The organism is Arthrobacter sp. 49Tsu3.1M3 (assembly GCF_900168135.1).
Taxonomy (GTDB): domain Bacteria; phylum Actinomycetota; class Actinomycetes; order Actinomycetales; family Micrococcaceae; genus Arthrobacter.
This window is the reverse complement of sequence record NZ_FUZD01000013.1, coordinates 71,386-97,460: the sequence shown is the minus strand read 5'-3', so window position 1 is coordinate 97,460 and position 26,075 is coordinate 71,386. Positions and strand designations below refer to the sequence as shown.

The 26,075-nt window shown below is 66.8% G+C and carries 24 protein-coding genes; 17 read left to right on the top strand and 7 right to left on the bottom strand.

The annotated features are described in order from the left end of the window. Positions 1-20: 20 nt before the first annotated feature. Positions 21-1,082 carry an adenosine deaminase gene (locus B5X90_RS14300; protein ID WP_079554144.1) on the top strand — a complete coding sequence of 354 codons (1,062 nt, stop codon included), beginning with the start codon at positions 21-23 and terminating at the stop codon, positions 1,080-1,082. Positions 1,083-1,171: 89 nt separating this feature from the next. Here the strand turns inward: B5X90_RS14300 and B5X90_RS14295 are convergent, their stop codons facing one another. Then, complete coding sequence (locus tag B5X90_RS14295) at positions 1,172-2,146, bottom strand: aldo/keto reductase (RefSeq protein ID WP_079554142.1); 975 nt, start codon at positions 2,144-2,146, stop codon at positions 1,172-1,174. Between the two features lie 243 nt (positions 2,147-2,389). On the opposite strand from B5X90_RS14295, the gene B5X90_RS14290 reads away from it, so the two are divergent. From B5X90_RS14290 to B5X90_RS14280, 3 genes are all read left to right on the top strand, one after another. After that, positions 2,390-4,123, top strand: a complete 1,734-nt coding sequence (locus B5X90_RS14290; protein ID WP_079554140.1) for a SulP family inorganic anion transporter — start codon at positions 2,390-2,392, stop codon at positions 4,121-4,123. 227 nt (positions 4,124-4,350) lie between these two features. Continuing rightward, positions 4,351-5,265: a pullulanase X25 domain-containing protein gene (locus B5X90_RS14285; RefSeq protein WP_079554138.1), complete on the top strand. Its 915-nt coding sequence runs from the start codon at positions 4,351-4,353 to the stop codon at positions 5,263-5,265. A gap of 219 nt (positions 5,266-5,484) precedes the next feature. Further along, entirely contained in the window at positions 5,485-6,282 is a 798-nt protein-coding gene (locus tag B5X90_RS14280; RefSeq protein WP_079554136.1) for an alpha/beta fold hydrolase, read from the top strand. A 304-nt stretch (positions 6,283-6,586) separates the two neighbouring features. Here the strand turns inward: B5X90_RS14280 and B5X90_RS14275 are convergent, their stop codons facing one another. Together B5X90_RS14275 and B5X90_RS14270 are read right to left on the bottom strand one after the other, a co-directional pair. Then, positions 6,587-8,488 (bottom strand): alpha-glucosidase, encoded by a 1,902-nt coding sequence (locus B5X90_RS14275; RefSeq protein ID WP_079554134.1) that lies wholly within the window; start codon positions 8,486-8,488, stop codon positions 6,587-6,589. 135 nt (positions 8,489-8,623) lie between these two features. Next, positions 8,624-9,877: a mechanosensitive ion channel family protein gene (locus tag B5X90_RS14270; RefSeq protein WP_179129153.1), complete on the bottom strand. Its 1,254-nt coding sequence runs from the start codon at positions 9,875-9,877 to the stop codon at positions 8,624-8,626. A gap of 219 nt (positions 9,878-10,096) precedes the next feature. On the opposite strand from B5X90_RS14270, the gene B5X90_RS14265 reads away from it, so the two are divergent. Next, a complete protein-coding gene (locus B5X90_RS14265) occupies positions 10,097-10,888 on the top strand; it encodes a hypothetical protein (protein WP_143264762.1) in 792 nt (263 codons plus the stop codon). Here B5X90_RS14265 and B5X90_RS21685 read toward each other — a convergent pair. After that, on the bottom strand, positions 10,819-11,241 hold the full coding sequence (locus tag B5X90_RS21685; protein WP_256860243.1) for a hypothetical protein: 423 nt from the start codon (positions 11,239-11,241) through the stop codon (positions 10,819-10,821). The two genes, B5X90_RS14265 and B5X90_RS21685, sit on opposite strands and share 70 nt — an antisense overlap. Here B5X90_RS21685 and B5X90_RS14260 point away from each other — a divergent pair. Beyond that, a complete protein-coding gene (locus B5X90_RS14260) occupies positions 11,231-11,827 on the top strand; it encodes a hypothetical protein (protein WP_256860242.1) in 597 nt (198 codons plus the stop codon). The two genes, B5X90_RS21685 and B5X90_RS14260, sit on opposite strands and share 11 nt — an antisense overlap. Before the next feature lie 20 nt (positions 11,828-11,847). On the opposite strand, the gene B5X90_RS14255 is transcribed toward B5X90_RS14260, so the two are convergent. After that, entirely contained in the window at positions 11,848-12,123 is a 276-nt protein-coding gene (locus tag B5X90_RS14255; protein ID WP_079554132.1) for a YegP family protein, read from the bottom strand. 230 nt (positions 12,124-12,353) lie between these two features. Here B5X90_RS14255 and B5X90_RS14250 point away from each other — a divergent pair, with 230 nt between their 5' ends. The 3 genes from B5X90_RS14250 (at position 12,354) to B5X90_RS14240 (ending at position 14,558) form a co-directional block, all read left to right on the top strand. Further along, positions 12,354-12,671: an acylphosphatase gene (locus B5X90_RS14250; RefSeq protein ID WP_079554130.1), complete on the top strand. Its 318-nt coding sequence runs from the start codon at positions 12,354-12,356 to the stop codon at positions 12,669-12,671. Between the two features lie 87 nt (positions 12,672-12,758). After that, on the top strand, positions 12,759-13,094 hold the full coding sequence (locus B5X90_RS14245; protein ID WP_079554128.1) for a cupin domain-containing protein: 336 nt from the start codon (positions 12,759-12,761) through the stop codon (positions 13,092-13,094). A 69-nt stretch (positions 13,095-13,163) separates the two neighbouring features. Next, on the top strand, positions 13,164-14,558 hold the full coding sequence (locus B5X90_RS14240; RefSeq protein ID WP_079554126.1) for a diacylglycerol/lipid kinase family protein: 1,395 nt from the start codon (positions 13,164-13,166) through the stop codon (positions 14,556-14,558). 37 nt (positions 14,559-14,595) lie between these two features. Here the strand turns inward: B5X90_RS14240 and B5X90_RS14235 are convergent, their stop codons facing one another. Continuing rightward, the gene (locus B5X90_RS14235; RefSeq protein ID WP_143264761.1) at positions 14,596-16,224 is read right to left on the bottom strand and encodes a PucR family transcriptional regulator; all 1,629 of its coding nucleotides are present in this window, start codon (positions 16,222-16,224) and stop codon (positions 14,596-14,598) included. A 134-nt stretch (positions 16,225-16,358) separates the two neighbouring features. Between B5X90_RS14235 and B5X90_RS14230 the strand changes: the two genes are divergently transcribed. The 8 genes from B5X90_RS14230 (at position 16,359) to B5X90_RS14195 (ending at position 24,397) form a co-directional block, all read left to right on the top strand. Beyond that, a complete protein-coding gene (locus B5X90_RS14230; protein ID WP_079554121.1) occupies positions 16,359-17,630 on the top strand; it encodes an alpha-hydroxy acid oxidase in 1,272 nt (423 codons plus the stop codon). 81 nt (positions 17,631-17,711) lie between these two features. Then, positions 17,712-18,614 (top strand): ABC transporter substrate-binding protein, encoded by a 903-nt coding sequence (locus B5X90_RS14225; RefSeq protein ID WP_079554119.1) that lies wholly within the window; start codon positions 17,712-17,714, stop codon positions 18,612-18,614. 6 nt (positions 18,615-18,620) lie between these two features. Further along, complete coding sequence (locus B5X90_RS14220) at positions 18,621-19,640, top strand: amino acid ABC transporter permease (protein WP_143264760.1); 1,020 nt, start codon at positions 18,621-18,623, stop codon at positions 19,638-19,640. Continuing rightward, the gene (locus tag B5X90_RS14215; protein ID WP_079554117.1) at positions 19,637-20,404 is read left to right on the top strand and encodes an amino acid ABC transporter ATP-binding protein; all 768 of its coding nucleotides are present in this window, start codon (positions 19,637-19,639) and stop codon (positions 20,402-20,404) included. The genes B5X90_RS14220 and B5X90_RS14215 overlap by 4 nt, the downstream gene beginning before the upstream one ends. An 84-nt stretch (positions 20,405-20,488) precedes the next feature. Beyond that, positions 20,489-21,091, top strand: a complete 603-nt coding sequence (locus tag B5X90_RS14210) for a class I SAM-dependent methyltransferase (RefSeq protein WP_079554115.1) — start codon at positions 20,489-20,491, stop codon at positions 21,089-21,091. A 135-nt stretch (positions 21,092-21,226) separates the two neighbouring features. After that, a complete protein-coding gene (locus tag B5X90_RS14205) occupies positions 21,227-22,036 on the top strand; it encodes an alpha/beta fold hydrolase (protein WP_079554113.1) in 810 nt (269 codons plus the stop codon). Positions 22,037-22,124: 88 nt separating this feature from the next. Continuing rightward, positions 22,125-23,486, top strand: a complete 1,362-nt coding sequence (locus tag B5X90_RS14200) for an MFS transporter (protein WP_079554111.1) — start codon at positions 22,125-22,127, stop codon at positions 23,484-23,486. 491 nt (positions 23,487-23,977) lie between these two features. Then, on the top strand, positions 23,978-24,397 hold the full coding sequence (locus B5X90_RS14195) for an ester cyclase (protein ID WP_079554109.1): 420 nt from the start codon (positions 23,978-23,980) through the stop codon (positions 24,395-24,397). A gap of 298 nt (positions 24,398-24,695) precedes the next feature. Here the strand turns inward: B5X90_RS14195 and B5X90_RS14190 are convergent, their stop codons facing one another. After that, positions 24,696-26,069 carry an MFS transporter gene (locus B5X90_RS14190; RefSeq protein ID WP_079554107.1) on the bottom strand — a complete coding sequence of 458 codons (1,374 nt, stop codon included), beginning with the start codon at positions 26,067-26,069 and terminating at the stop codon, positions 24,696-24,698. Between the last annotated feature and the right edge of the window lie 6 nt (positions 26,070-26,075).

Sequence of the window (26,075 nt, the reverse complement as noted above, 5' to 3'; positions counted from 1 at the left end):
GCCGGGCATATCCTTACCGGATGGAAACACACGACGACGGGGATCAGTTGACCGCGGAAGAGCCGGAACGGCCGGAAGAGCCGGAGGCCGGCGAACCCCTCCCGCTCCCGGTCGCCGAGCTGCACCTGCACATCGAAGGAACGCTGGAACCGGAGCTGATTTTCGCGCTGGCCGAACGCAACGGGATCCCATTGCCCTATGCGGACCTGGACGAGTTGCGCTCGCGCTACGAATTCACTGACCTGCAATCCTTTTTGGACCTGTACTACGCCAACATGGCTGTGCTGCAGACGGAGCAGGACTTCGCCGACATGACCCGGGCCTACCTGGCCCGGGCAGCGCTCGCCGGGGTCCGGCACGCCGAGATCATGCTGGACCCGCAGGCCCACCTTTCCCGCGGGATACCGCTGGAGACGTGCGTCAACGGCGTGGCCTCGGTGCTGGCCGGATCCCGCGAAGAGTTCGGCATCTCCACCCTCCTGATCGCGGCCTTCCTGAGGGACCTCACGGAGGAATCCGCCCTCGAGGTCCTGGAGCAGCTGCTTGCCATGGGCGCCCCGATCGCCGGCATCGGGCTCGATTCCGCCGAGGTGGGCAACCCGCCGGCCAAGTTCGAGCGGCTCTTTGCCCGGGCCAAGGACGCCGGGCTGCACCGGATCGCGCACGCCGGCGAGGAGGGCCCGCCGTCGTACATCATCGACGCGCTGGACCTCCTCGAGGTGGAGCGGATCGACCACGGCATCCGTTGCATGGAGGACCCGGAGCTCGTGGAACGGCTCGTGGACGAGCTCATGCCGCTGACCGTGTGCCCGCTGTCCAACGTCAGGCTCCGCGCGGTGGACACCCTGGCCGAGCACCCGCTGCCGGCGATGCTCGCCGCGGGGCTGAACGTCTGCGTGAACTCGGACGACCCGGCGTATTTCGGCGGGTACGTGGACGACAACTTCGCGCAGCTGAAATCGGTGATCGGCCTGTCCGAGTTCGACTGCGTCCGGATGGCCGCGAACTCAATCCGGTCCTCCTTCGCGAGCGAGGAACGCAAGGCCGAGCTGCTGGCCGAACTCGCCGCGTCCGGACACTAACCACCCAAGCAACGCGGGGTCACTTACGGCCCATCCGGAGGTCCCGGACGGGCCGTAAGTGACCCCGCGTTGGATGTCGAACGGCCGGGTTAGACGTCGATCGAGTCCATGTGCGGGTAGCGCGCTCCGGCTGCCACCCCGGCCGGAGCCAGTTCGTCCAGGCGCTTCAAGTCCTCGGCGGAGAGTTTGACGTCGGCAGCGCCCAGGTTTTCCCGCAGGCGGTTGACCTTCTTGGTGCCGGGGATGGGAACGATGTGCTCGCCCTGGGCCAGCAGCCAGGCCAGTGCCAGTTGCCCCGGGGTGCAGCCCAACGCGACCGCCAACTCCTTGACCCGGTCCACGAGCTGCAGGTTGCGGTCAAAGTTCTCGCCCTGGAAACGCGGGGAGTGCCGGCGGAAATCGTCTGCTGGAAAGTCCTCCGGGCTGCGGAACTGGCCGGTCAGGAAACCGCGGCCCAGCGGGCTGTAGGGCACAAAGCCAATGCCGAGCTCGGCGAGGACCGGGAAGACCTTGGTCTCCGGTTCGCGCTCCCACAGCGAGTATTCGGTCTGCAGGGCGGTGATGGGGTGCACCGCGTGGGCCCGGCGCACGGTGTCGGCGCTGGCCTCGGACAGGCCAAGGTGCCGGACCTTGCCGGCCTGGACCAGCTCAGCCATGGCCCCGACGGTTTCCTCGATCGGGACGGTCTTGTCCACCCGGTGCTGGTAGTACAGGTCGATGTGGTCCACGCCCAGCCGCTGCAGGCTGGCATCGCAGGCGGCGCGCACGTAGTCGGGGGAGCCGTTGATGCCCACCCAGGACCCGTCGGGCCGCCGCTCGTTGCCGAATTTGGTGGCCAGGACGACCTCGTCGCGCCGGCCCGCGATGGCCCGGCCCACCAGCTCTTCATTGGTGAAGGGGCCGTACATGTCAGCGGTGTCGAGCAGGGTTCCGCCGGCGTCGAGAAACGCCTGGATGGTGGCGATGGACTCGTTGTCCTCGCCGTGGCCGTAGAACTCGCTCATGCCCATGCAGCCCAATCCCAGAGCTGAGACGGTGAGTGAACCGAGTGTGCGGGTTTCCATAGATATCTCCTCAGTGGGAACAGTAGCAACAGTGGGAACGGTGGGACGCCCTGTCCGGCACCTGATCCGGCGCAAGTTCGGCGGCGGGACGGCGCGCACTGGGCAGACCGCAACTTTAGGCCCATTGGCCCGGGGACACAACGGGAACGCGCGGCCGGTTCCGCCAGGGCGCATTGCGCCGGCCGGCGCGGTTCACCCTTGCCGGGGGATGCGCCGGGCGGGGACGGGCGGCAGAGTGCAGATATGACGAAGACTCGCGAGCGGCGCAAGGGCTGGCTGCGCCGGGCGGCGCCTGGATTCGATGCCGTCGCGACGTACCAGAAGGACTGGTTCGGCAAGGACGTCGTCGCCGGGGTCGTCCTGACGACGCTGCTCGTTCCGCAGGGCATGGCCTATGCCGAGCTGGCGGGGCTGCCCCCGATCACCGGGCTGTACACGAGCATCCTCTGCCTGCTCGCCTACGCAGTCTTCGGCCCGTCCCGCGTCCTCGTCCTGGGGCCCGACTCTGCACTCGGGCCCATGATCGCCGCGACGGTCCTGCCCCTCGTCGCGTCCGGCGGCGACCCGCAGAAGGCGATCGCGCTCGCGTCGATGCTTGCCCTCATGGTCGGCGCCATCATGGTCTTGGCGTCCGTGGCCAAACTCGGCTTCATCGCCGACCTCATTTCCAAGCCCACGATGATCGGCTACATGAACGGTCTCGCGATCACCATCCTGGTGGGCCAGCTCCCGAAGCTCTTCGGGTTCAAGATCGAAAGCGAAAACTTCATTGGTGACCTGGTCGGATTCGTCGAGGGCGTGGCCAATGGCGAGACGGTGGTCGCCGCGGCGGCGGTCGGCATCGGCGGGATTGTGCTGATCCTGGTCCTGCAGCGCTGGCTGCCCAAGGTCCCTGCGGTACTCGTCATGGTGGTCGCCGCGATCGCGGCCACGGCGGTCTTCGACCTGGCCGCCAAGGGCGTATCGCTGGTCGGGGAACTCCCGCGGGGCTTCCCGCCGTTCACCATCCCCCAGGTGGAATTCGCGGACCTCGGGCTGATGTTTGCGGGGGCCCTGGGGATTGCGCTGGTGTCGTTGACGGACACGATCTCGACGTCGACGGCGTTCGCCGCACGCACCGGGCAGGAAATCCGCGGCAACCAGGAGATGATCGGGATCGGTGCCGCGAACCTGGCCGCGGGCCTCTTCCAAGGCTTCCCGGTCAGCACCAGCGGATCCCGGACCGCCGTCGCGGAACGTTCCGGCTCGAAGTCGCAGCTCACCGGCGTGACGGGCGCCGTGCTGATCCTCCTCATGCTGGTGTTTTTGCCGGGGCTGTTCCGGAACCTGCCCCAGCCGGCCCTGGCAGCGGTCGTGATGACGGCGTCGATCTCCCTCGCCGACATTCCCGGGACGGTTCGGCTCTGGCACCAGAGGCGCACCGAGTTCTACCTGTGCATGGCCGCCTTCCTCGGCGTTGCATTCCTGGGTGTCCTGCCCGGCATCGGCATTGCGGTGGGGCTGTCCATCCTGAACATCTTCCGCCGGGCGTGGTGGCCGTACGAGACCGTGATCGGGCGGGTGCCCGGCTATGACGGGTTCCATGACGTCAACGTCCACCCGGACGCGAAGCACCTGCCCGGCCTGGTCATCTACCGGTGGGACGCCCCGCTGTTCTTCGCCAACGTCCGGCCGTTCCGCGACAACATCCGGCACCTGGCCCGGACCGAACCCAAGCCGCGGTGGATCATCATCGCGGCCGAACCGATCACGGACGTGGACACCACCGCAGCGGACGTTTTGCTGGATCTGGACGTCGAGCTGAACGAACAGGGCATCTCCCTTGTGTTCGCCGAGCTCAAGCACCGGACCCGGGAGAAGATCGAACGCTACGGATTAACCCGCGAAATCGAGCCGGAGCATTTCTATCCCACCACCGAAGCCGCGGTCGCCGCCTACATGGCCCAGACCGGCGCCAAATGGAGCGCCGAGGAGTAACCCCGAACAACGCGGGGTCACTTACGGCCGGTCCAAGGCCCTTCCATGGGCGGTAAGTGACCCCGCGTTGCTTTTCTACTCGCGGGTAGGGCCGAGTTGGTCCCTCGCGCCCCCCGTCCAGCCCTGTCATAGTGGGTCACGACACACAGAGTTAACCGGATCCGCTCGCAAAAACTAACATTTCCTTGGCAAAATGCAGGTGGATCAATTGCTTCTAAAGGAGACCCATGGGCGCGAACACCGCGGAAAACACCAACCTTCGGCTCAAGGCCGTGCTGGATGTCCTGGCAGAGGAGGTATGGACAGGCGAGAAGCTGAATGCCGGAGCCGTCCTGGGCGAGGCAATCGCACGGGTGCCCCTCAACGACCACGAACGCGAACTCCTCAGTGGCGGCATTCCCCGCGGCCACAAGACGCTGACCACCGCCACGGCCAAGCTGGTCAAGGCCGGCTGGCTGGTTAAGGGCCGCTCCGGCTGGTCCATCACCGACGACGGCCAGCGCGCCACGGTGGCTTTCGCCGATCCCGCCGCCTTCGCCGCAGCGCTCGACGCCGGCACTCCCGTTCCGGCGGGCACGCCGCTGCCGACTGCTCCCGTGGCAAAGCCGGCGAAGCCGGGGAAAGCAGCAAAGACAGCAGCAACGCCGGCCGCCGCCGCCGAGGAAGCGCCGTCGAAAACAGCCAAGGTTGCCGGCAGGGCCGCCAAGCTTATCGAGGAGGCGGTGGCCCCCGTGGCCAAGGCAGTGCGCAAGCGCAAGCCCGCAGCGAAGACCGCACAGTCCGCAGCAGCGGCGTCGGCAGAAGCCCCGGCGGCGGCCTCGGCTGTCAGCGTCGACACCATCGAACAGCCGGACGCCGTCGCGGTTGCCGGCGACTTCAGCATTCTGCTGGGCGCGCCCGCCAACTGGGCACCGCAGTACGACGAAGTCCAGATGGAACTGGACCAGGTGGATCAGCTCTGGAAGATCGCCGCGGACATTCCTGCCGGCTTCTACTCCTTCAAGATCGCCCTGAACCGGTCCTGGGATGAGAACTACGGTGCGTTTGGCGTCTTCGACGGACCCAACCACGAAGTCCACCACGGCGGCGGCCTCCTGGTCATCCAGTACGATCACCGCACCCGGGACATCGTCCTGCCGTAGCGCCGACGCGCAATCGTCCTGCCGACGCGCAAATGACCCTGCGACACCTGAATTCGGGTGTTGCAGGGTCATTTGCGCGTCGGCAGGCGGCTTTGCGCATCCTGGGCCTGCGCATCCTGGACCGGCCCCACCTGAGCCTGCCCATCCTGGACCGGCCCCACCTGGGTCTGCCCCACCTGACCCTGCCGAGGGGGCCGTGGCCCGGCCTAGCATTGCCTCATGGAGACCGTCGAAGTTGCGGGCCTGCGCATCCGGTACCGGCGTGCGGGCCAGGGTCCGCCGCTGGTCCTGTTGCACGGCGCCTACGAAGACAGCCGCATCTGGCGGGGGCAGCTCGAGGATCTGCAGGCTGACTTCACGGTTTTCGCCTGGGATGCACCGGGGTGCGGCGGCTCGGACGATCCGCCGCCGGACTTCACCGGAAAGGACCTGGGCGACGCCCTGGCAGGTTTCCTGCGGGAAGCGGTTCCCGGCCGGCCGCACGTCCTCGGGATGTCCATGGGCTCCGGCATTGCGCTGGAGTTCTACCGGGCACACCCGTCAGTGCCGGCGTCGCTGCTCCTGGTCTCGGCGTACGCCGGCTGGGCCGGATCTTTGCCGCCCGAGGAAGTCGAGCGCCGCTATGCGCAGGTGCTCGCCGAACTCGATCAGCCGGCGGAACAATTCATCCCCGTATGGCTGCCCACCTTGTTCACGGAACACGCTGATCCGGCGGCTGTGCAGGAAACCAGCGCGATCATGGCCGACTTCCACCCGGGCGGCATGCGGGCGCTGCTGAACGCGAACGCCCACGCCGACTACCGCGATGTCCTGCCCACCATCGCGGTGCCCACCCTGCTGCTGTACGGCACGGACGACGTCCGCTCGCCGCAGAGCGTCGCCCGCGAGATGAACCGGCGGATCCCTGGCTCGACGCTGGTGATGATTCCCGACGTCGGTCACATGGCGGCCGTCGAAGCGCCGGCTGCCTTCAACGCGGAGGTGCGCCGGTTCCTGCACGGACTCTCCGCGCGGTGACGCCCGCTAGAAGCGGGTTGGGTCCGGCCGTGGCGGCACCGGGCCGGGATCCGGAATCGGGAGGGGACCGGGCGGCGTCGGGAATGGCCCCGGTTCCGGTGACGGCGTGGGCGCGGGACCGGGTACCGGCTCGGGCCCTGGAACCGGCGGCGGCGTGACCGGGCCGGGTTCCGGCGGGAACGGGTCTCCGGGCTCGGGCGGCGGCGTCGTGGGGCCTGGTTCCGGCGGAAACGGATCGGGTCCGGGGGTTGGCGGAATGGTCATGCGTGGCTTCCTTTCGTGGGCTGGCGTTAAGGGTCGTCGATCAGGCGCCGCGGCGCCGGCGCAACACCTGCAGTTCCCAGGGCCGCAGGCGTATGGCGCCCGGGGATAGGCCGTCCAGCCCTGCACCCTCGGGTGAACCCGAGGCAGAGCGGCCGGCAGAACCCGCGGCAGAGCCGCCGTCGGCCGGATAGTTGCCCAGAACCAGCTCCGCGTCACCCCAGGCCTCGTCCCCGAGGTCCGCGTCGCGCTCCTCGCCGGAGAAGTTACCCAGTACCAGCAGCTCCGGAATCCCGGCGCCGTCTGACTGACTGCCTGGTTGACTGTCTGCGGGACTGCCGGAAGAAACGGCCGAACCGGGCCCGGTCAGGGCCCGGGTGAACGCATAGACGTGGGGGTCATCCGGCAGCAGCATGGTGAAGTTCCCGTGCGAGACCACCGGCTCCGCATGCCGGAGCGCTATCACCTGGCGGTAAAAGCTGTAGACCGAGTCCGGATCATCCACCTGGGCAGCGGCGTTGATGTGGTTGGCATTCGGGTTCACCGCGATCCAGGGTGCCCCGGTGGTGAAGCCGGCATGCCGGGAGGCGTCCCACTGGACCGGGGTCCGCGCGTTGTCCCGGTTCAGCGGCGCGAGGGCGGCGAGGACCTCGGCGTCCGTGTGGCCCAGGTGCGTGGTGGCTTCGCGGTGGTGGTTGAGGACCTCGATGTCGCGGTAATCGCTGATCGCGCCGAAGGTCATGTTGGTCATGCCCAGTTCTTCACCCTGGTAGACGTAGGGCGTGCCGCGGTGCAGGTGCAGGATGCCGGCTAGCATTTTGGCGGAGAGCTCGCGGTACCGGGGGCTGTCGTCGCCGAAGCGGGACACTGCGCGGGCCTGGTCGTGGTTGCCCCAGTACAGGCTGTTCCAGCCGGTCTCGGCCAGCCCTTCCTGCCAGCGGCCCAGGGTCTGCTTCAGCTCGGTGAGCAGGAGCTTCTTGGGCCGCCACTTGTCGCCGTCCTCCTGGTCCAGCGCCACGTGCTCGAACTGGAACACCATGTCCACCTCGGCCCGGGCGGGATCGGTGTACAGGATGGCGTCGTCCACGGTCACGCCGGGCATTTCGCCGACGGTGAGCAGTTCGCCGGTGCGGTTCGCGAAGACTTCCCGGTGCATCTCCTGCAGGAACTCGTGCATGCGGGGGCCGTCGATGTAGAACGGGGAGCCGTCGCCAATGAGCTTGCCGTCGGCCACCGGGCCGTCCGGGAGCGAGGTGTCCTTGGAGATGAAGTTGATGACGTCCATCCGGAACCCGTCCACGCCCCGGTCCAGCCACCAGTTCATCATCTCGTAGACCGCGGCGCGGACCTCGGGATTCTCCCAGTTCAGGTCCGGCTGCTTCTTCGAAAAGATGTGGAGGTAGTACTCCCCGGTGGCCTGGTCGAACTCCCACGCCGGCCCGGAGAACGCCGAGCCCCAGTTGGTCGGCTCCGCCGCCGTGCGCCGTGGGGAGGCCCCGGCGTCGGCGTCACGCGGCGGCCGCCACCAGTACCAGTCGCGCTTCGGGTTCTCCTTCGAAGACCGGGATTCCACGAACCAGGGGTGCTCGTCCGAGGTGTGGTTGACCACCAGGTCCATCACCAGCTTCATGCCGCGCTCGTGCAGCCCGTCGGTCAGTTCCCGGAGCTCCTCGAGGGTGCCGAACAGCGGGTCCACGTTCCGGTAGTCGCTGATGTCGTAGCCGTTGTCGTCCTGCGGCGAGGTGTAGATCGGGGAGAGCCAGACGACGTCGACCCCCAGCCGCTGGAGGTAGTCCAGCCTGCCGATGATGCCGCGGAGGTCGCCGATGCCGTCGCCGTTGGAGTCGGCAAAGCTGCGCGGATAGATCTGATAGACGACGGCGCGCTGGAACCAGTCGCCGGCAGTCGCCTTGGGTGTTTCCGCGGGGGCTTGTTCGACCGTCATGGGGGCTCCTCAGCTGGTCCGGCAGACAAGGGGGCAGCGCGTTGCTGACCCGCCAACGTCTGATTATTGACCAGTTGGCGGGGGCTGGGAAGACCTGTCCGGCCGCAGCCACCCATCGCCGCCGCCCGTCCCCGGCTAGTTCTGCGAGGCGATGGCGTTGTCGCGGTCCTCGAAGACGTCCTCGCCGGGACCTGAGAAGGCCTTGGAGCGCTGGATCGCCTCGATGGACCCGGTGAACAGCTGGGAGTCGTGCGGGTCCGGGTGCCGGTGGTGCTCGGCTGTAGCAGCACCCTTGCCGGGGCGCTTGGACCCCGTGGCGGCGTCGGACGCGTTCCCGGAAGTGGACGCCGCCAGCGCCGGCGGCAGCGATTCGAGGCGGACGTGGGGGAGCGCCGTCGGGTGGTCCTGCTGCAGGAACAGCACCAGTTCCTCGCGGATCAGGCAGCGGAGGTCGAACAGGGAGGCGCTGTCCGCGGCGCTGACCAGGATGCGCACGCGGACAAAGCCGGCGGTGGCGTCCGTGATCTGCAGGATCCCCACGCGCTTGTCCCACAACGGCGTCTCGGCCAGGACCTTCTTCAGCTCGCCGCGCATTGCCTCGACGGGAGCGCGCCAGTCGAGGTCGAACTCGACGGTGCCCATGACCTCGGACTGCCGCCGGGTCCAGTTCTCGAAGGGGGTGGTGGTGAAGTACGTCGAGGGCAGGATCAGCCGGCGGTCGTCCCAGATGTGGACCACCACGTAGGTCAGGGTGATCTCCTCGATCCGGCCCCATTCCTTCTGGACCACCACCACGTCGTCCACCCGGATCGCGTCCGTGAACGCGAGCTGGATGCCGGCGAAGACGTTGACCAGCGAGGTCTGCGCCGCGAGGCCCGCGACAATCGAGATCACGCCTGCGGAAGCGAGAAGTCCGGCGCCGAGCGCCTGGATTGCGGGGAACGTCAGCATCATGCTGCCCAGGGCCACCACCGCGATCAATGCGACGCCGATCCGCCGGGCCAGGATCACCTGGGTGCGCAGCCGCCGGGCGCGGCGGTTGTCCGCGACATCCACCCGGTACCGGGTCAGCACCATTGCTTCGATGATGAGCAGCATGGCGATGGCCAGCCAGGCCAGCGACCCGATGAGCGCAATCAGCAGCAAATGGTCCAGGCCGTGGCGCCATTCGAGATCCCCGCCGCTGGTGGCGAGCGCGATCCGGACGCCGATCAGGCAGAGCGACAAGCGCAACGGCAACCGGGCCACGCGGGAGGTCTCGCGAAGTTCGGGCTTGCTGCGGTTAAGCCGGAGCACAATCTTGCGCACCAGCCAGGACAGGACGAGCCCGGCAACCACGGCGAGGGCCATGGCCAGGAACGGCATTGCTTGGGTGAGGAACTCTTGCATTACTTAAGCTCTAGCAAGCTTCCACGGGCAACTGAAATCGCGGGGATGTCAACGTGGGTCTCCTCACGCCGCTGCAGGAGCCGGGCGGGCCCGGCAGGTCTTCGGCAGGTTCCGGCGCGGACCATGGCAGTCCGGCGCAGTCCGGCCGCGGCCCTGGACAGGTTTCGGCCCGCCACTCCGGGACTTTTGCCTCTTGATTTTGCTGACGGACGCTCCAGAATGGTCGAACCACTTGAATCCCAGGGGGAGGGTGACATGCGTCGACTCGCGGCGTTTGGCACGGCAGCATCGGCCGGCTTCTTGGTCGCGGCGCTGCTCGGTGCCTGCGGTGCGCCCGCGGGCCCGGGGCCGACGTCGCCGTCGATGCCCACCGTGCCGCCGCTGACGTCCGCGCCAGCCAGTAGCGGCGCCGTCGATGTCCCGCCGACCGAGCCGCCGTCGGCGCCGGGCACCCCGGCGCCGACGGCGGCGGATTGGCAGACCCTTAAGACCCCGGACGGGAAGCTCGAGTTCGACCACCCCGCCGAGTGGACCGTCAAGGACCGCGGCGCCGAGGCCGCGCCCGGCGGCGTGTTCCTGGAGGTCCAGAACGCGGGCGGCAAGTCGCTGGCCACCTTGAAGACCAACGTGGCCCCGGGCGCGGAGTGCACACAGCGGATCCCATACTCGGTGCTCGATCTGGTGCAGGTTCCGGCGTTGGCCCAGCAGGGCGTCACGCCGCACTTCATCTTTGAGTTGCGGCTGTATCCGGCCGAGAAGGATCCCACGAAAGCCAATGTCATGGCCTACGGCATCAGTTCCGCGCCCAAACCGTCCGGGCCCGATGCCTGCCCGATCTTCCAGTTCTTCACCTGGCCGCCCAGCGGAGCGTCGTTCGGGGGCGTCTATAACCCCTTCGACACCACCCCGGGCAACGAGCCCTTTGTCGACACCCCGGAGGCCTACCTGGAGACCTCTGAATACCAGGACATCAGGAAGATGATTACCTCACTGCGCCCGGCGGGGCAGTAGGGCGGGCCCGGGCTCATGGCGAGGCGACGGCTCACAGTGGTTGCGGTTCCGGCTCCGGCTCCGTTTTTTTCGGCGCTGGTGCTCGCGGCCCTGCTGCTGGCCGGCTGTGGGTCACCGGCGGCGCCCCCTGCGACATCCGGCGCTGCGCCGGAGGCAACGTCCGCGGGTCCGCCTGCCGGCACTACCCAGCCGGGAAACACCCAGTCGGGAGACTCTTCGCAGGGCACACAGGGAACCACGCCGTCGGCGTCAGCCACGGACACAGCCTCGGGAACGGCTCCGGGGAGCACCGCGGCGGCAACACCGACCGCTTCGGGCCTCCCGCCGTCGTCGTCCGGCTGGATGACGTTCACGACGTCGGACGGGACGCTGAGTTTCGACTACCCGGCCACGTGGGTGATCCGGGACCCTGCGGGGGAGGCGCCGCTCGGGGGTGAGTTCGTGGACGTTGTGAACGCCGCCGGGAAGCAGATGGCCGCGTTGCGCACGAACATCGTCACGGGTGCCGAATGCGGCGATCAACAGCCGTACCTGCTCATCGACTCCCAGCCGATGCAGGCGCTCGCCGAACCCGGTGCGGCGGACCAGAGCCCGCCGCGCTTCGTCTTCGAGGCCCGGGGCGACTTCGCTGCGAAGGAGGCTTCGCCGCCCACCTACGCGTCGTATGGCATCACCATGATGCCGGAGGAGACCGGGCCCACGTCGTGTCCGATGTTCCAGCTCTTCCTCTGGCCGCCCAGCGGCGCGCTGTTCGGCCAGGCGTACGACCCCACGAAAAACACGACGCCCGGTGACCCCGGGCTGCCGTACCTGGAGAAGGCGAAGCTCTACGCCACCACGGCGGAGTACCAGGACGTCCGGAAGATGATCACTTCGTTGCGTCCGGCGGGCAACGGCGGGGCAACGGGCACGGGCACTGTGACGGAACCGGCGAAGTAGCTGGGTTGGACGCCGCTGGGTTAGACAGCGGGCAGGTGCCGGTGGCGGTGGGGGTGTTCACGGACCGCAGCGGTTGGAGAGGCATTCCTGCTGCCGCGCTGCCCGGTCCATGGGTTGCTGCTGATCTCCCGGATCAGCCCGGTGCCGGCGCACTCGCGCACCGCCATGATGCCGTTCGCCGCCTGGCGCTTGTCGTCGAATGCTGTGGAAATCGCCAACACGGTCCCGTCGGCGGCGAGAAGCCGGAACCGTACATTGGATTCCGCGTCGGTGAAGATTTCGAACTGTCCGGCCATTTGTCTTGTCCTTGTCTGGCGGTGGTGACCGCCGGTGGAGGGTAAGAGCACTTCTTTGTGCTGTTGCCGGGTCTTCGACAAATCGCTCCAGTGCCGGAAGCCAGCCTTTCGCGGACGGCCGCCCCGGGAAAGAGGCAAAGGTCCCTTGGTGTCTGGCGGATGAGACTGGGCGGGCGGTACCAAACATGTGCGACGAAACCGCGCGCCCGGATGGGCGCTACATTGGGAACATGGCTGGCAAACATCCTGTGCAGTTTCCGGCGGATTCCGGCGAGCCCGTGCGGCTGAACGCGCGGGTGTCCGGTGTGGTCCAGGCGGTCGGCTTCCGCTACTGGACCGTCCGGAAGGCCGAGGAACTGGGGCTCAGCGGCACGGTCCGGAACAACACCGACGGCTCCGTGGGCATCGTGGCCGAGGGGCCGCAGTCCGTGGTGCTGGAACTGCGGCGCTGGCTGCGCTCGCCGGAGGCGCCCGGCCGGGTGGAGGACGTCGAAGAATCGGTCTCGGCCGCGACGGGGGAGTTCCGCGGATTCGACGTGGCGTACTAGGGCTGCAGCATTCCGGTGACCGGTATCGGGGCCGGTCCGGGGCGAAGGACCCTCGGCAGGGGCCCGGTTTCTGAGTAGGGTGGCCCCATGCAGAAGATATCGCTCGATGCCCTTGCCCGGCAGCAGCTGGCTGCCGCAGTGGCGGCACCCAGCGGACGCGCCGCGGACACTGCGTTTGGCGGGCATGAGAAGGTCTTGCGCCAGACCGTCATGGCGTTCAGGGCGGGGACGCAACTGAGCGAGCACCAGAACCCCGGCGAGGCGACGGTGTTTGTGCTCCGCGGCTGCGTGCGCCTGCGCGCCGGCAACGAATCTTGGCAGGGCAAGGCCGGCGACCTGCTGATCGTGCCCGAGGGGCTGCACAGCCTGGAGGCCGAGGAAGACTCGGCGATCCTTATGACCGTAGCGAAAATCAAGACCTGACGGCCCAGCCGCAGGCGGCGAGACCGGCCGAAGCCACTCTAGGGGCCGGATTACCGCAAGGAGCAGGACATGACTGTCATCCCTTTCGACGAGGTCCCACAAACCCGGCGTTGGTGGGCGAGGGCGGCCTACGCTGCAGTGGTCTGCGCGGCGCTCGTCCCGCTGGTGGCTGCGGGTTTGGCGGGAACCATTGCGCTGCTCCTGACCGGCGCCGGCGGCCTCGTGGTGACCGTGGCCGGGATCTACTGGTTCCTCATCAGCCGCGGTGTGATGCGCTGGTGTGCGCTGGGGCTGGCGATACTCGCCCCGCTGGTGGTCCTGGTCCTGTTCATTCAGGCCGGCCTGTTGCGGGAGGTCATCATCACCCTGGCGCTGGGGTTTGTTGCGTTGGTGTGTGCGCGCGCAGCCCTCCGCGAACGGGGCGAGGGCAAGGCGATGGCCGAACACCCCGCACCCGCCTGGCGGCATGCCTTCCTGGTGATGAATCCACGGTCCGGCGGGGGCAAAGTGGTGAAGTTCGACCTCCAGCGGAAGGCGGAGGAACTCGGCGCCGAGGTGGCACTTCTTGAGGGTCCGGGGCAGGTGGATGTCGATGCGCTGGCCCGGCAAGCCGTGGAGCGCGGGGCCGACCTGCTCGGCGTCGCCGGCGGTGACGGCACCCAGGCGCTGGTGGCCGGCATCGCGGCCGAGCACAACCTTCCGTTCCTGGTGATCAGTGCCGGTACCCGCAACCACTTCGCCCTGGACCTCGGACTGGACCGTGAGGACCCGACGGGCTGCCTGGATGCCCTCCGCGACGGGACGGAGCTCCACGTTGACCTGGGCAAGATCAACGGCCGGACCTTTGTGAACAACGCATCCTTTGGCGTCTACGCGGAGGTGGTGCAAAGCCCGGAGTACCGCGGCGACAAGGCCGGTACGGTCCTGGAAATGCTCCCGGACCTGATCAGGGGCGACAAGGGCGCGCGCCTGCGCGCCCAGATGGACGGCATCACGGTGGACGGCCCGCAGGCGGTGCTGGTGAGCAACGGGCCCTACGGAAGCAACGACGTCGCGGGTTTGGGCCGCCGGACCCGGCTGGACCGCGGCGTGCTCGGTGCGGTGACCATCTCTGCCGCCAGCACGCGGGAAGCTGTGGGCCTGCTGCGCCGGGCGACGAAGCACGGGCTGATCCAGCGCACGGCGGCCGAAGTGGTTGTCGGCGCCGACGTGCCCGAGATCCCTGTCGGGGTGGACGGCGAGGCTCTGATCATGACCACCCCCGTACGGTGCACGATCGAACCCCATGCACTGCGGGTCCTGGTTCCGCGGAAGCGTCCGGGCGTTCCGCCGGCCCAGCCGGCGCTGGATCTGGTCCGGCTCCGCGAGCTGGCGTGGGGCCGGCACGTGTCTGCGCCGCCCGCGCCGCCTGAACCCTCCGTTCCTCCGTCCGCCGTTCCTCCGCCCGCCGGCGGGGGATCGTAGCCTCGGCAGATCGGGCCTGAACCGTGAACGACGGCGACTAGTTGTGCCGTGCCCACAACTGCAGCCACACCAGCAGGCGCGTTTCGGCGTCGTCAAGGTCGATGCCGAAGAGCGGCTCCACTCGGGACAGGCGGTACCGGACCGTGTTGACGTGCACGTCCAACGACTTGGCGGCGTCGATCGCGTTTCCGCCGCAGCTGAGGTAGGCGTAGATGGTCTCCTCGAACGACTTTTTATGCTGTTCGTCGTACGCCGCGATACTCAACGCGTGCGATCCGGGCAACTGGCCGGCGGCCGTCAGGGCCGAGACGAACTGGCCCAGCAGCAGACGCGAGCCGAGGGAGTCGTCGTCGGCCACGATGTCATCGGAATCGGCGGCGATGCGCCCTTCCGCAACGTTTCGCACAAGTTCGGACAAGACCAGTTCCGCGTTGACCCTGGAGTCCTCAAGCCGGTCGATCGTCGCCGCGGCGCCGAGCGCGGCCAGCACCGGGCGTGCGAGCAGCCGCCGGGCATTCTGCACAATTTTCAGGATCGCGGTGCGCTGGAATTGGCGTGAGGATTCCGTGGTTTGCGGCAGGACGATGTACACAATGTTGTCCGAGAGCCCGCAGACAGCCGAGGGCAGCCGGATGGCGCAGGCAGTCCGGATGGTGTCGAAGAGCCGGAGGCGGGACTGCAGCGTTTCGGCCGCGATGGCCTCGGACGGCCAGACGCCCAGGGCCGCCACCCGGACGGACGGCGCCGAGATCCCGAGCCTGATGGCGGCCAGTTCGGCGCGTTTCGGATCGAACAGCAGCGGCTGGACCAGATCGATCTGGCGGGTCAGGTTCGAGACGTAGGTGGTGCGTTTGTGCAGGATGTGGAGAGCCGCCACGTTGGCGGCTTCGCGCAGGATCCGGTTGGCGTCCTCGTTGTGGTGGTCCGCCAGTTCAAGGAGCCACAGCGAGCCCAGTACGGAGTCGCCGGCCCGGATCGCGATGGCCGTGCGCCGGAGCGAGGGATCCTGCGTGGCCACATCCAGCGCATCGGTGGCGGCATGGACACGGCGGTAATCGGTGTCCGTTTCCACCGAATGCGGCACCTGCAGGCTCAGGATGGAACTCCGGCGCGTCTCGTCAATGGGCTGGTCCGGGAGGGTCGAATACGCCAGGATCGTCTGCTCGGGATCGGCGATCGCGATGGCACCGCCGGCCTGGGCCGCCACCGTGTTGGCGAGGTCGAACAGGTCCCCGGGCCGGATGTCCACCAGGGTCCGGCCCGATTGCCGGTGCGGGACCACTGCGGCGTCCATGATCTCCGCGAGCTGGTTCCAGGGCACCGAGTCGGAGGCCCGGAACAGCGCCATCCCATTGTCCCGGGCGGCGGCCCGCAGGACTTCGTCCGAGGTGCCGTTGGATTTGTAGACGATCGCCACGTACCCGGCGTCGTTGAGTTCCCGCACTTTCGCGCCCAGACGCTTCCCGGAAAGGGACAAACCAATGGCCAGGGCCACGGCACCCGGGAACTTGGCGGGCCGCGCCGTCGAGTCGTAGAGAACAGAGCCGGCGACAATCTGCCGGTCATCGGACGGCATTTCCACGAGGCTAAGGATTTCCGAGCCCGCCGAGCGGGCGACGTCGGCCAGCGTCGGCAGCGCGTGTGCCTCCACCTCCGGTGCCGTCACCGGAACGCCCACTTTGCTTTTTGGTACTCGCTACTAATGACTGGCCCCTCAATTTGTCGATAACTCCATAGTGATGCAGAGCGTCATTTCCTACGCTGAACCATAACGCAGCACAGCTCAACGGAAGGCCGTCATTGAAAATCAGCGAAGCCAGGCAACTCGTCCAGGTGAAGGCCCCCGTCTTGTCCCGCCAACGGCGAGTGCTGGAGGGCGCCTACAACGTTGAGGAATTCCGGAAAGCGGCCCGCAAGGTCCTGCCGGCCGGGATTTTCGACTATCTCGACGGCGGATCCGAAGACGAAGTGACTCTCCGCCGCAACCGGGCCGTCTTCGATGCCTGGGCCCTCATGCCCAGCTGGGGCCCGGTGTCCGGACCCGACACGACGACGACCCTGCTCGGAAAAGAAAGCGCACTGCCGCTGACCCTGACCCCCACCGGGGCGACCCGGCTGTTCCATCCCGAGGGCGAACTGGCCGTCGCGGCCGCCGCGGACCGGGCCGGCATCCCCTATGGGCTGGCCGGGCTGAGCACCGTGCCCATGGAAACCATCGCAGCGCATCACCCGTCCCTTGACCGCTGGTTCAACTTTGGCCTCACCTCAGACGCCCAGGCGATGAAGAACAAACTGGCCCGCTGCCAGGCAGCCGGATTCAATACCTTGATTGTCGGCGTCGACACGCGGGCGCTGGGCTCCAGGGAACGGGACCTCCACAATGGATTCACCGCCCCTCCCGCGCTCACGCTGTCAACCATCGCGGACATCGCCCGGCGCCCGTCCTGGTGGATCAACTTTTTGAAGTCGGACGGCATCAGCTTCCCGAACCTGGATCCGCAGAGCCCCGCCGCCACCTCCGTGGTGACCCCGACCATGTGGCAGCACATCCTGGGCCACTCGGATGCCAGCAGCGGCTGGAAGGAACTTGAGGCCCTGCGGCAGGCGTGGCACGGCAAAATCGTGCTCAAGGGCTGCGTCAACCCGGCCGACGTCGCGAAGGCCTCCCGGATTGGCCTTGACGCCGTCCAGTTGAGTAACCATGGCGGCCGCCAGCTCGATCACATGCTGAGCCCCATGGACGTCCTCCAGGAATCGCGGCAACGGGTGGGCGATTCGATCGAGATCTACGTGGACTCCGGCATCCGCCGGGGGAGCGACGTCCTCAAGGCGCTGGCCCTGGGAGCCGATGCCTGTTCGATCGGCCGGGCCTACCTGTACGGATTGGTGGCGGCCGGCTCACCGGGCGTCGGACGCATTATTGACATCTTCGGCGATGAACTGCGGCGTACGATGACGTTAGTGGGCGTCTCCAGCATTTCCGAGTTGAAGGCCCGGGGAGGGGAAATTCTTCGGGACATTCGTCATTCCGGAGAACTTCTAGAGACAAGGGCGTCGGAAAACACGAATTGATGAGTTTTGAATAAGCAGTCACGCAGTGCCCTCCCGCAGCGTTGCGGGAGTCTAGAGAATCCCTGAACAGCTAAGGAAGCCATGCGCACCCGATACCTTCTTCCCGTTCTCACCATAGCCACGGCGCTCTCGCTCTCGGGCTGTGTCAACAACAGCGAACCCGCCGCCACCGGCTCGGCATCCGGTACCGCTGACGCAATTAACGTCCAGAAGAATGACTCCATTGCCGCCTCGCTCCCGGAAAAAATGAAGAGTTCCGGCGTGCTCAACGTCGGCATGGCCAACAACTACCCGCCCAACGAGTTCAAGGACGATAACGGCGAACCGGCAGGCTGGTCAGTGGACCTCACCAATGCCCTGGGCAAAGTTATGGGATTGAAGGTCAACTTCGACATCGGCACCTTCGATAACATTCTGCCGGCAGTGAAGGCAGGGAAGGATGACATGGGAATGTCGTCGTTCTCCGACACGCTGGAACGCGAAAAGCAGGTGGATTTCGTGAACTACTACTCGGCCGGCATCCAGTGGGCGTCGCCCAAGGGCAAGAATGTGGACCCGAACAATGCGTGCGGGCTCAAGGTCGCCGTCCAGGCGACCACCTATGAAGACACGCATGAGGTGCCGGCCAAGTCGAAGGCCTGCACGGATGCCGGCAAGCCGGCGATCACCATTTTCAAGTACGACGCGCAGGACCAGGCAACCAACGCCCTCGTGGTGGGACAGGTCGATGCGATGAGCGCCGATTCGCCCGTAACTCTGTACGCGATCTCCAAGACCAAGGACAAGCTGCAGACCGCCGGCGACGCCTTTGAGGTGGCGCCGTACGGGATGCCCGTGGCCAAGGGCAGCGAATTTACCCCGGTCCTGCAGAAGGCGCTGCAGGCGCTGATCGACGACGGAACGTACAACAAGATCCTGTCCAAGTGGGGCGTCGAATCCGGTGGCGTCAAGACAGCAACTCTCAACGTGGCAGCCAAAGGGTGATAGCAAATGAGCGAGCCGGAATCCGACAGGATGATTGAGTCGGAACCTGACAGGAAGCTCCAGGGCCGGAGCGGGCAGGACACGGACAACTCGCCGGCGGAGGCGATCGTGGCGATCCCGCTGCGGCACCCGTGGCGGATCGTGATTGCCGTGGTCCTCCTGCTCGGGTTGGCGGTCTTTGTCCTGGACGCCGCCCAGCGACCCGACTATGGGTGGCCGGACGTCGGCAAGTACATTTTTGACCGCAGGATCAGCCAGGCCGCGTGGGTAACGTTGTGGCTGACCATCTACTCGATGATTGGCGCGATCGTCATCGGCCTGCTGCTGGCGATCATGCGGCTCTCACCAAATCCGGTGCTCAAGAGCATTGCCTGGCTGTACATCTGGATCTTCCGCGGAACCCCTGTCTACGTGCAGTTGGTGTTCTGGGGCATCGTGGCCCTGATCTACCCGGTGTTCACGCTGGGGATTCCGTTCACGACGCCGTGGGTCACCGTCCCGAACGAGATTTTCACAAACCTGTTCATTACCGCCGTGATCGGGCTGGCCTTGAACGAGGCCGCCTACATGTCTGAAATCGTGCGTGCCGGCCTGTTGTCCGTGGACGAGGGCCAGGCGGAGGCTTCCACCGCCTTGGCCATGTCCTGGGGCCAGACCATGCGGTATGTCGTGGTTCCGCAGGCCATGAAAATCATCATTCCGCCGACCGGCAACGAGGTGATTTCTATGCTCAAGACCACCTCCCTGGTGGCCGCGATCCCGTTGAGTATTGACCTGTACGGGGTGTCCCGCGGCATCTCGGCCGTGACGTTCACCCCGGTCCCGCTGCTGATTGTGGCTTCGCTCTGGTACCTGCTCTTCACCTCGGTCCTGATGGTCGGCCAGCACTTCATCGAAAAGCGGTTCTCCCGCGGAACCGGGCGGGCCAAGACAGACAAGGCGCCCACCGCACCCGGACCCGCGCCGATGGCCGGACCCGGCGCACCGGGCACGCCGCCCGGCACAGATTTTGGAGGCAAGGGATGACCGAAGTGCCAATGGTTCTTGCGGAGAAGGTTTCCAAGAATTTCGGATCCAACAGGGTCCTGCGTGGGATCAGCCTGGAGGTCGACCCCGGGGAGGTGCTGTGCATCGTGGGGCCCAGCGGTTCGGGCAAGTCGACGTTCCTGCGGTGCATCAACCACCTGGAAGTGGTCGACGGCGGCCGGCTTTCGGTCGACGGGCAACTGGTTGGCTACCGTCAAAAAGGCGAGAAGCTCTACGAACTCAAGCTCAAGGAAGCCGCTTTCCAGCGCCAGGAAATCGGCATGGTGTTCCAGCGGTTCAACCTGTTCCCGCACCTGACCGCGGTGGAGAACATCATCCTCGCTCCCATGCGGGTGAAGAAGATTTCCAAGGCCGCTGCCACGGCACGGGCCATGGAGCTGCTGGAGCGCGTGGGGCTGGGGGACAAGGGCGACGCCTATCCGGCGCACCTCTCCGGCGGCCAGCAGCAGCGGGTGGCCATTGCCCGTGCCTTGGCCATGGACCCCAAGCTGATGCTCTTCGACGAACCGACCAGTGCCCTGGACCCGGAGCTGGTGGGCGAGGTTCTGGATGTCATGAAGGGACTGGCCAAGAGCGGCATGACCATGATCGTGGTGACCCACGAGATGGGGTTCGCCCGCGAGGTGGCGGACACCCTGGTCTTCATGGACGACGGCGTGGTGGTGGAAGCCGGGCCTCCCCGCCAGATCCTGAGCGATCCGCAGCACGACCGGACCAAGGCGTTCCTTTCCAAGGTGCTGTGACATTCAAAGTTGAGGGCGCGGCGGTGGGCCCTGGCCTCTCCAGGGGCGGTGGCTTGGCCGCCGCGCCGGTGCAACACTGAATCCGTGGAGGGACTAGAGGACAGCAAGATCTGGGCGGACTACAACGCCGCCCAGGCAACCCGCGGGGTGCGCACGCTGTGCCTCGACGCCATGGCCTTCGCCGGCCCGGGGAACGGCCGCCGCGCCATCGATCTGGGCTGCGGCGCGGGCAAGGAGACGCTGGCGCTGCTCGACGGCGGCTGGCGGGTCCTCGCCGTCGATTCTCAGCCGGACACCCGGGACCAGCTGCTCGCAACCTTGCCCGCGGCCCTCGCCGAAAAGCTGGACGTCGAGCTGAGCCCGTTCGAGGACCTGCCGCCCCTCCCGGAGGCGGGGCTCATCCTGGCCAGCTATTCGCTGCCCTTCGTCCATCCGGAAAACTTCGCCCGCCTTTGGCGGATGCTGCTGGGGGCGCTGGGCCCCTCCGGCGTCATTGCCGTGAATCTGTTCGGCGAACGGGACTCCTGGGCCGCCATTCCCGAATGGAACTTCCACACCGAAGCAGAAGCCAGGGCCTTGTTCGAGGGACTGGAGATCCTCACTTTCGAGATCTACGACGCCGACGGCCAATCCTTCCGCGGACCCAAGCACTGGCACATTTTCGACGTCATCGCCCGGAAACCCTGACGCCGGAGCCCGGCCAGTGTGGAAGGGTTGGGGCATGAAAAGCGAGTATCCCTTGCCGAACGGCAAGACCCTTATTCGGCAGGACTTCCGCCCGAGCTAATCGACCGAAGAGGTCTCCGAGAGGAGCAGTACTTTATGGGTGAAGCTTTCAACGCCGTGGATGGCGTCCGAATTTCTTTTCAGGAGCACGGCGCCGGCCCCACCATCGTTCTGGTGCACGGGTCAGGGCTGTCCCGTGCCATTTGGCGGGGACTGGGCTACACGAAGGCCTTGCAGGAGCGCTTTCACGTGGTGACTCTTGATCTGCGGGGACACGGCCGCAGCGACAAGCCGCACCACAAAGACGCCTACAGCATGGACCTGCTCGTCGGGGATGTGGTGGCAGTCCTGGACGCCGCCGGCGCGCAGGCAGCCCACTACGTGGGATATTCTGCCGGCGCGAGAGTCGGATTCTCACTGCTGGCCAGCAGTCCCGACCGGGTCAGGACATTTACGGCTGCGGGCGGCACGTACCGCTCCCCGGCTGGGCAAATCGAGTCGATCTTCTTCCCCGGTTATGACCAGGCCCTGGCCCGGGGCGGAATGCCGGAGTTTCTGCGCCAATGGAGTATCGCCACGGGCCGTGACTTTGATCCGCAGACGTCCGCCGCGCTGCTGGCCAACGACGCCGCGGCCCTGGGCGCCTACTTCCGGCGGAGTGAGGACGAACCCGGGATCCCGGAGCCGGTCCTGAGGACAATCGACACGCCCACCTTGCTGCTCGCTGGAACGGAAGACCCGCTTCGGCATGCCGACTCGGAACGGGCGGCCCAGCTCATGCCCAGGGCACAGTTCCAGGCACTGCCTGGCCGCAACCACGGCCAGACCTTGGTTCCCGCCGGCCCAGTCCTCAGCATGGTCACTTCATTCATCACATCGGCGGCCAGCGCGGCCAACAACGGCTAGGCAGCGAGGGCTGACGCCAGATCGACGACGACGGCGGCACGTGACGTCCGGTTCGATTTCGGCTGGCGTCGTAGGACAGACTGTTGCCGTGAGCAACTCTCCCCGTGCAGGCCTGGCCGTCGCCGGACTCAGCCTCGGCACGTCGCTGAACCCGTTGAATTCGTCGATGATCGCCGTCGCGCTGGTGGTGCTGCGCGAGGACTTCGGGCTCGACGTCGCCACGGTCACCTGGGTGATCACGGCGTTCTACCTCACCTCCGCGGCTGGTCAGCCGCTGATGGGCCGGTTGGCGGACCGCTTCGGCCCGCGGCGGCTGTTCCTGCTGGGCATGGCCCTTGTGGCCGTGACCTGTGCGCTCGCGCCCTTTGCGCCGAACTTCGCGCTGCTCTGCGTGGCGCGCGCCTTCATGGCCCTCGGCACCGCGACGGCGTACCCGAGCGCCGTCGTCATGGTCGCCGCGCTGGCCCGGGAGGCGAACGTGAAGTCCACCCGGCCGCTGGGCCGGATCCAGATGGCGAACACCTCGGCGGCCGCCGTCGGGCCGGTGGTGGGCGGCCTGCTGGTGAGCCTGGTGGGGTGGCAGGCGCTGTTCCTGATCAACGTCCCGCTCTCGCTGCTGGCGATCCTCGTAGTCCGGCGCTTTGCCCCGGCGGACGGTGCCCGGGAACGCGGCCGGGTGTCGGAACTGCTGCGGGACTCGGACCTGCCCGGGATTGGGGCCTTCATCGGTGCCCTGGTGCTGGTGATGATGGCGATGCTGAATGTGCTGCCCGGCTACCGGTGGTGGCTGCTGGGCGGAGGGCTGGTCCTCGCGGCCCTGTTCGCGTGGCGGGAGCTGCGGTTCAGCCCGCCGTTCCTGGACTTGCGGCTGCTGGGCCGCAACCGGCCGCTGCTGCTGGTCTACCTGGGTTTTGCGCTGTTCAACGGCGTCTACTACTTTGCGTTCTTCGGCTTGCCGCAGCTGCTGCAGACCGCCGGCGGCTACAACCCCGGCGTCGTGGGCCTGCTGATGCTGCCGCTTGCCGCGATCTCGGTGGTCGGGACACCGTTCGCGGTCCGCGCGATCGACCGGTTCGGCGTGCGGCGGGTGCTCGTCGCCGGCGTCGTGCTGCTCCTGGGAGCGTCGGCGGCCATGTGGCTGCTGACGGTGTCCCTCGCAGTCCCGCTGGTGCTCGCGCTGACCGCCCTGCTGGGTGTGCCGTACTGCGTGGTCGCCATTTCCTCAAGCCAGGGCATGTACGTCTCCACCCGGCCGGAGGAGCGAGGGGTGGCCGCCGGGATCTTCCAGACCTGCCGCTACCTCGGCGCGATCACGGCCACCGTGCTGATCGGCATTTTCTACGGCACCGGCGTCACCCAGGCGAACTGGGGGCTGATGGTGTTCGTGATGCTGGGGCTGGGCGCGGTGGTACTTGTGGTGTCGCTGCGGTGGCGGGAGCGGCGGCCCTGAGGTCCGGCGCTGCGGGAACCAGGCGGCGGGCCTGAGGCCCCGCCGAGTTCGGCGCCAATGTCTACTCCCCGCCGGAGAGGCCCTGACTGTCAATCTGATACTGCCGCAGGGCGCCGGAACGGGACGGGTGTCTGAGCTTCTCTATCGCGGTGACCTCGATCTGGCGGATGGTTCATGCTCGTGAAGGCAGACTACGTGGCCGGTATGACAGTATTCGGGACTGGGGCGGCCACCGCAAAGGCCGTATTCGAGACACCTTGACAGCCTCGAAGCACCGGAATATCTTCTGCCTTAACGAGGCGTTTCGCCCGTTCATCACTCGCTTTTTCACACTGTTGCTCGGCGCTCTACGCGGACCGCTGATGTCTGCCTGCGCGGCCAAAACCTGCACGGGGCCAAGAACGGAGAGTCTCTCCGGGCGGTCTGCGCATGCTGCCCGGGCGCTGCGCTGGGGGATCCAAATTCGGTCTCGCGCCCACAAGGAGTCGGAAATGTCTGAAGGTGTTGGATTGATTGAGCGGTTTTACAGGGAGGTCATTGAGAGCGGAAACCTCGCCCTCGTTGATGAGCTGGCCGCGGACAGCTACGTGGATCACGAAGAGGCCCTGCCCGGGCAGCCGCCGGGCAAGGACGGCGTTAAGTTCTTCGTGAATACCATGCGGTCGGCTTTCCCGGACATCAAGGTCAAGGAGATCGAGCCCAAGGTGGTCGCCGGAAACCTGGAGGCATGCCATGTGATCCTCACGGGCACGCATCGCGGGGAACTGGCCGGCATCCCGGCAACGGGCAAGAGCGTCGAGTTCGATTGCACTGACATCATCCGTGTCGAGGACGGCAAAGTGGCAGAGCACTGGGGCACCACGGACAACCTGAGCCTCATGCAGCAGATTGGCGCCGTGGCGGTTGCCTGAACCAGGCGACGAACAACAGGGCCGACGCGCTCGCGGCCGGACCATGCAATATCAGCACCCAATAAAAAGGCTGTCCACGTTCCCTCAGGGAAACGCGGACAGCCGTTCGACGTCGACAGTCAGGTCAGGCGGCCTGCGCCGGCGCCACGTCAACGAGTTGGACCGTCACGCCGGATTGCGGAAGAGCTCAACCTGCTCCGGGTCCGCGCGGTTGTCCGTAACGAGGACCCAGGTGAAAGACGGGCACCGCCCAGGTCTAGCTTCGACCCGGACGGCGCCCGCCTCATTTCAGGGAGAATCAGCTAGCGCTGACGCGCTCCTGCGCAATCGCTGCGTTTTTGTCGTCCAGCTCCTGCGCTGCGGTGATACGCCGGTCCAGCTTCGCGAGGGTTTCCGGGGCAAGCAGGGTTGCCACGACCGTGATGACGCCGATGATGCTGAAGTACAGGATCACCCAGCCCGGCTTGCCGTTGCCGGCGGTGAGGAGCGCGACGGCGACAAGGGGTGCGATGCCGCCAGCCAGGACCGAGCCGAACTGGTAGCCCATGGAAGCGCCGCTGTAGCGCAGCTTGGTGGAGAACAGTTCCGCAAAGAAGGCCGCCTGCGGGCCGTACATCGAGTTGTGGAAGACAGCGAGCCCGATGATGATGGCGAGCGTTGCCAGCAGTGCGCTGCCGGTGTCCGTCATGACGAAGTACAGCGGGAAGAACAGGAGTCCGCCGATGGAACCGAACAGGTACAGCGGCTTGCGGCCGATCTTGTCCGAGAGGATTGCCCACAACGGGACGGCGAAGACGCCGATGGCCGACGCAATCAGAACTGACATGGTGCCCTGGTTGGCGCGTTCGGCACCGAAGGTCTTCATGATGTAGACCACGGAGAAGGTGGTGTACAGGTAGAACGCGGAGTTCTCCGCGAGGCGCATGCCGACAACGAGCCAGATGCCCTTGGTTTCCTTCTTCATGGCCTCGCCCAGCGGCTTCTTTGCGGTCTGGTTCGTCGCTACGAGTTCCTTGAAGTCGCTGGAGTCTTCGAGCTTGTTGCGGACGATCATGCCGGTCACGATCAGGATCACGCTGAGCAGGAACGGGAGGCGCCAGGCCCAGGCGTCGAACTCTGCTGCCGGGACGGCAGCCTTGACGGCAAGGACGCTGGAGTTGGCCAGCAGCATGCCGGCCGGCACGCCCATCTGGGTGAAGCTACCGAAGAATCCGCTGCGTCCGGCAGGGGCGTGTTCGATGGAAATGACGGCCGCACCGGCCCACTCGGCTCCGGCGCCGAAGCCCTGCAGCAGGCGCAGGACCGTCAGCAGGATGGGAGCCCAGACGCCGATCTGCGCGTAGGTGGGAAGCATTCCCATGGCCAGGGTGGCGAAGCCCATGATGAGCAGGGAGAGCACCAGCATGGGCTTGCGGCCGATCTTGTCCCCGAAGTGGCCGGCGAACATGCCGCCGAAGGGACGGGCAACAAAACCTACCGCGTAGGTGACAAATGCCATCAGCAGGCCGGTGGCCGGGTCCTGTTCCGGGAAGTACAGGCGGCTGAAGACGCCCGTGGCGGCGAGCAGGCCGAAGATGTAGTAGTCGTACCACTCGATGGTGGTACCGATGAAGCTGGCAGCCGGTACGCGCCAGGGCGCCTTCGTCTTGGCTTTGGTGTTAGAGATCGTCATTGGTCT

Bases quoted from the DNA above. Each gene is read 5' to 3' on its own strand.
- B5X90_RS14300 (WP_079554144.1), top strand. From the start codon at position 21: ATGGAAACACACGACGACGGGGATCAGTTGACCGCGGAAGAGCCGGAA.
- B5X90_RS14295 (WP_079554142.1), bottom strand. From the start codon at position 2,146: ATGGAAACCCGCACACTCGGTTCACTCACCGTCTCAGCTCTGGGATTG.
- B5X90_RS14290 (WP_079554140.1), top strand. From the start codon at position 2,390: ATGACGAAGACTCGCGAGCGGCGCAAGGGCTGGCTGCGCCGGGCGGCG.
- B5X90_RS14285 (WP_079554138.1), top strand. From the start codon at position 4,351: ATGGGCGCGAACACCGCGGAAAACACCAACCTTCGGCTCAAGGCCGTG.
- B5X90_RS14280 (WP_079554136.1), top strand. From the start codon at position 5,485: ATGGAGACCGTCGAAGTTGCGGGCCTGCGCATCCGGTACCGGCGTGCG.
- B5X90_RS14275 (WP_079554134.1), bottom strand. From the start codon at position 8,488: ATGACGGTCGAACAAGCCCCCGCGGAAACACCCAAGGCGACTGCCGGC.
- B5X90_RS14270 (WP_179129153.1), bottom strand. From the start codon at position 9,877: ATGCAAGAGTTCCTCACCCAAGCAATGCCGTTCCTGGCCATGGCCCTC.
- B5X90_RS14265 (WP_143264762.1), top strand. From the start codon at position 10,097: ATGGTCGAACCACTTGAATCCCAGGGGGAGGGTGACATGCGTCGACTC.
- B5X90_RS14260 (WP_256860242.1), top strand. From the start codon at position 11,231: ATGACGTTCACGACGTCGGACGGGACGCTGAGTTTCGACTACCCGGCC.
- B5X90_RS14255 (WP_079554132.1), bottom strand. From the start codon at position 12,123: ATGGCCGGACAGTTCGAAATCTTCACCGACGCGGAATCCAATGTACGG.
- B5X90_RS14250 (WP_079554130.1), top strand. From the start codon at position 12,354: ATGGCTGGCAAACATCCTGTGCAGTTTCCGGCGGATTCCGGCGAGCCC.
- B5X90_RS14245 (WP_079554128.1), top strand. From the start codon at position 12,759: ATGCAGAAGATATCGCTCGATGCCCTTGCCCGGCAGCAGCTGGCTGCC.
- B5X90_RS14240 (WP_079554126.1), top strand. From the start codon at position 13,164: ATGACTGTCATCCCTTTCGACGAGGTCCCACAAACCCGGCGTTGGTGG.
- B5X90_RS14225 (WP_079554119.1), top strand. From the start codon at position 17,712: ATGCGCACCCGATACCTTCTTCCCGTTCTCACCATAGCCACGGCGCTC.
- B5X90_RS14220 (WP_143264760.1), top strand. From the start codon at position 18,621: ATGAGCGAGCCGGAATCCGACAGGATGATTGAGTCGGAACCTGACAGG.
- B5X90_RS14215 (WP_079554117.1), top strand. From the start codon at position 19,637: ATGACCGAAGTGCCAATGGTTCTTGCGGAGAAGGTTTCCAAGAATTTC.
- B5X90_RS14205 (WP_079554113.1), top strand. From the start codon at position 21,227: ATGGGTGAAGCTTTCAACGCCGTGGATGGCGTCCGAATTTCTTTTCAG.
- B5X90_RS14195 (WP_079554109.1), top strand. From the start codon at position 23,978: ATGTCTGAAGGTGTTGGATTGATTGAGCGGTTTTACAGGGAGGTCATT.
- B5X90_RS14190 (WP_079554107.1), bottom strand. From the start codon at position 26,069: ATGACGATCTCTAACACCAAAGCCAAGACGAAGGCGCCCTGGCGCGTA.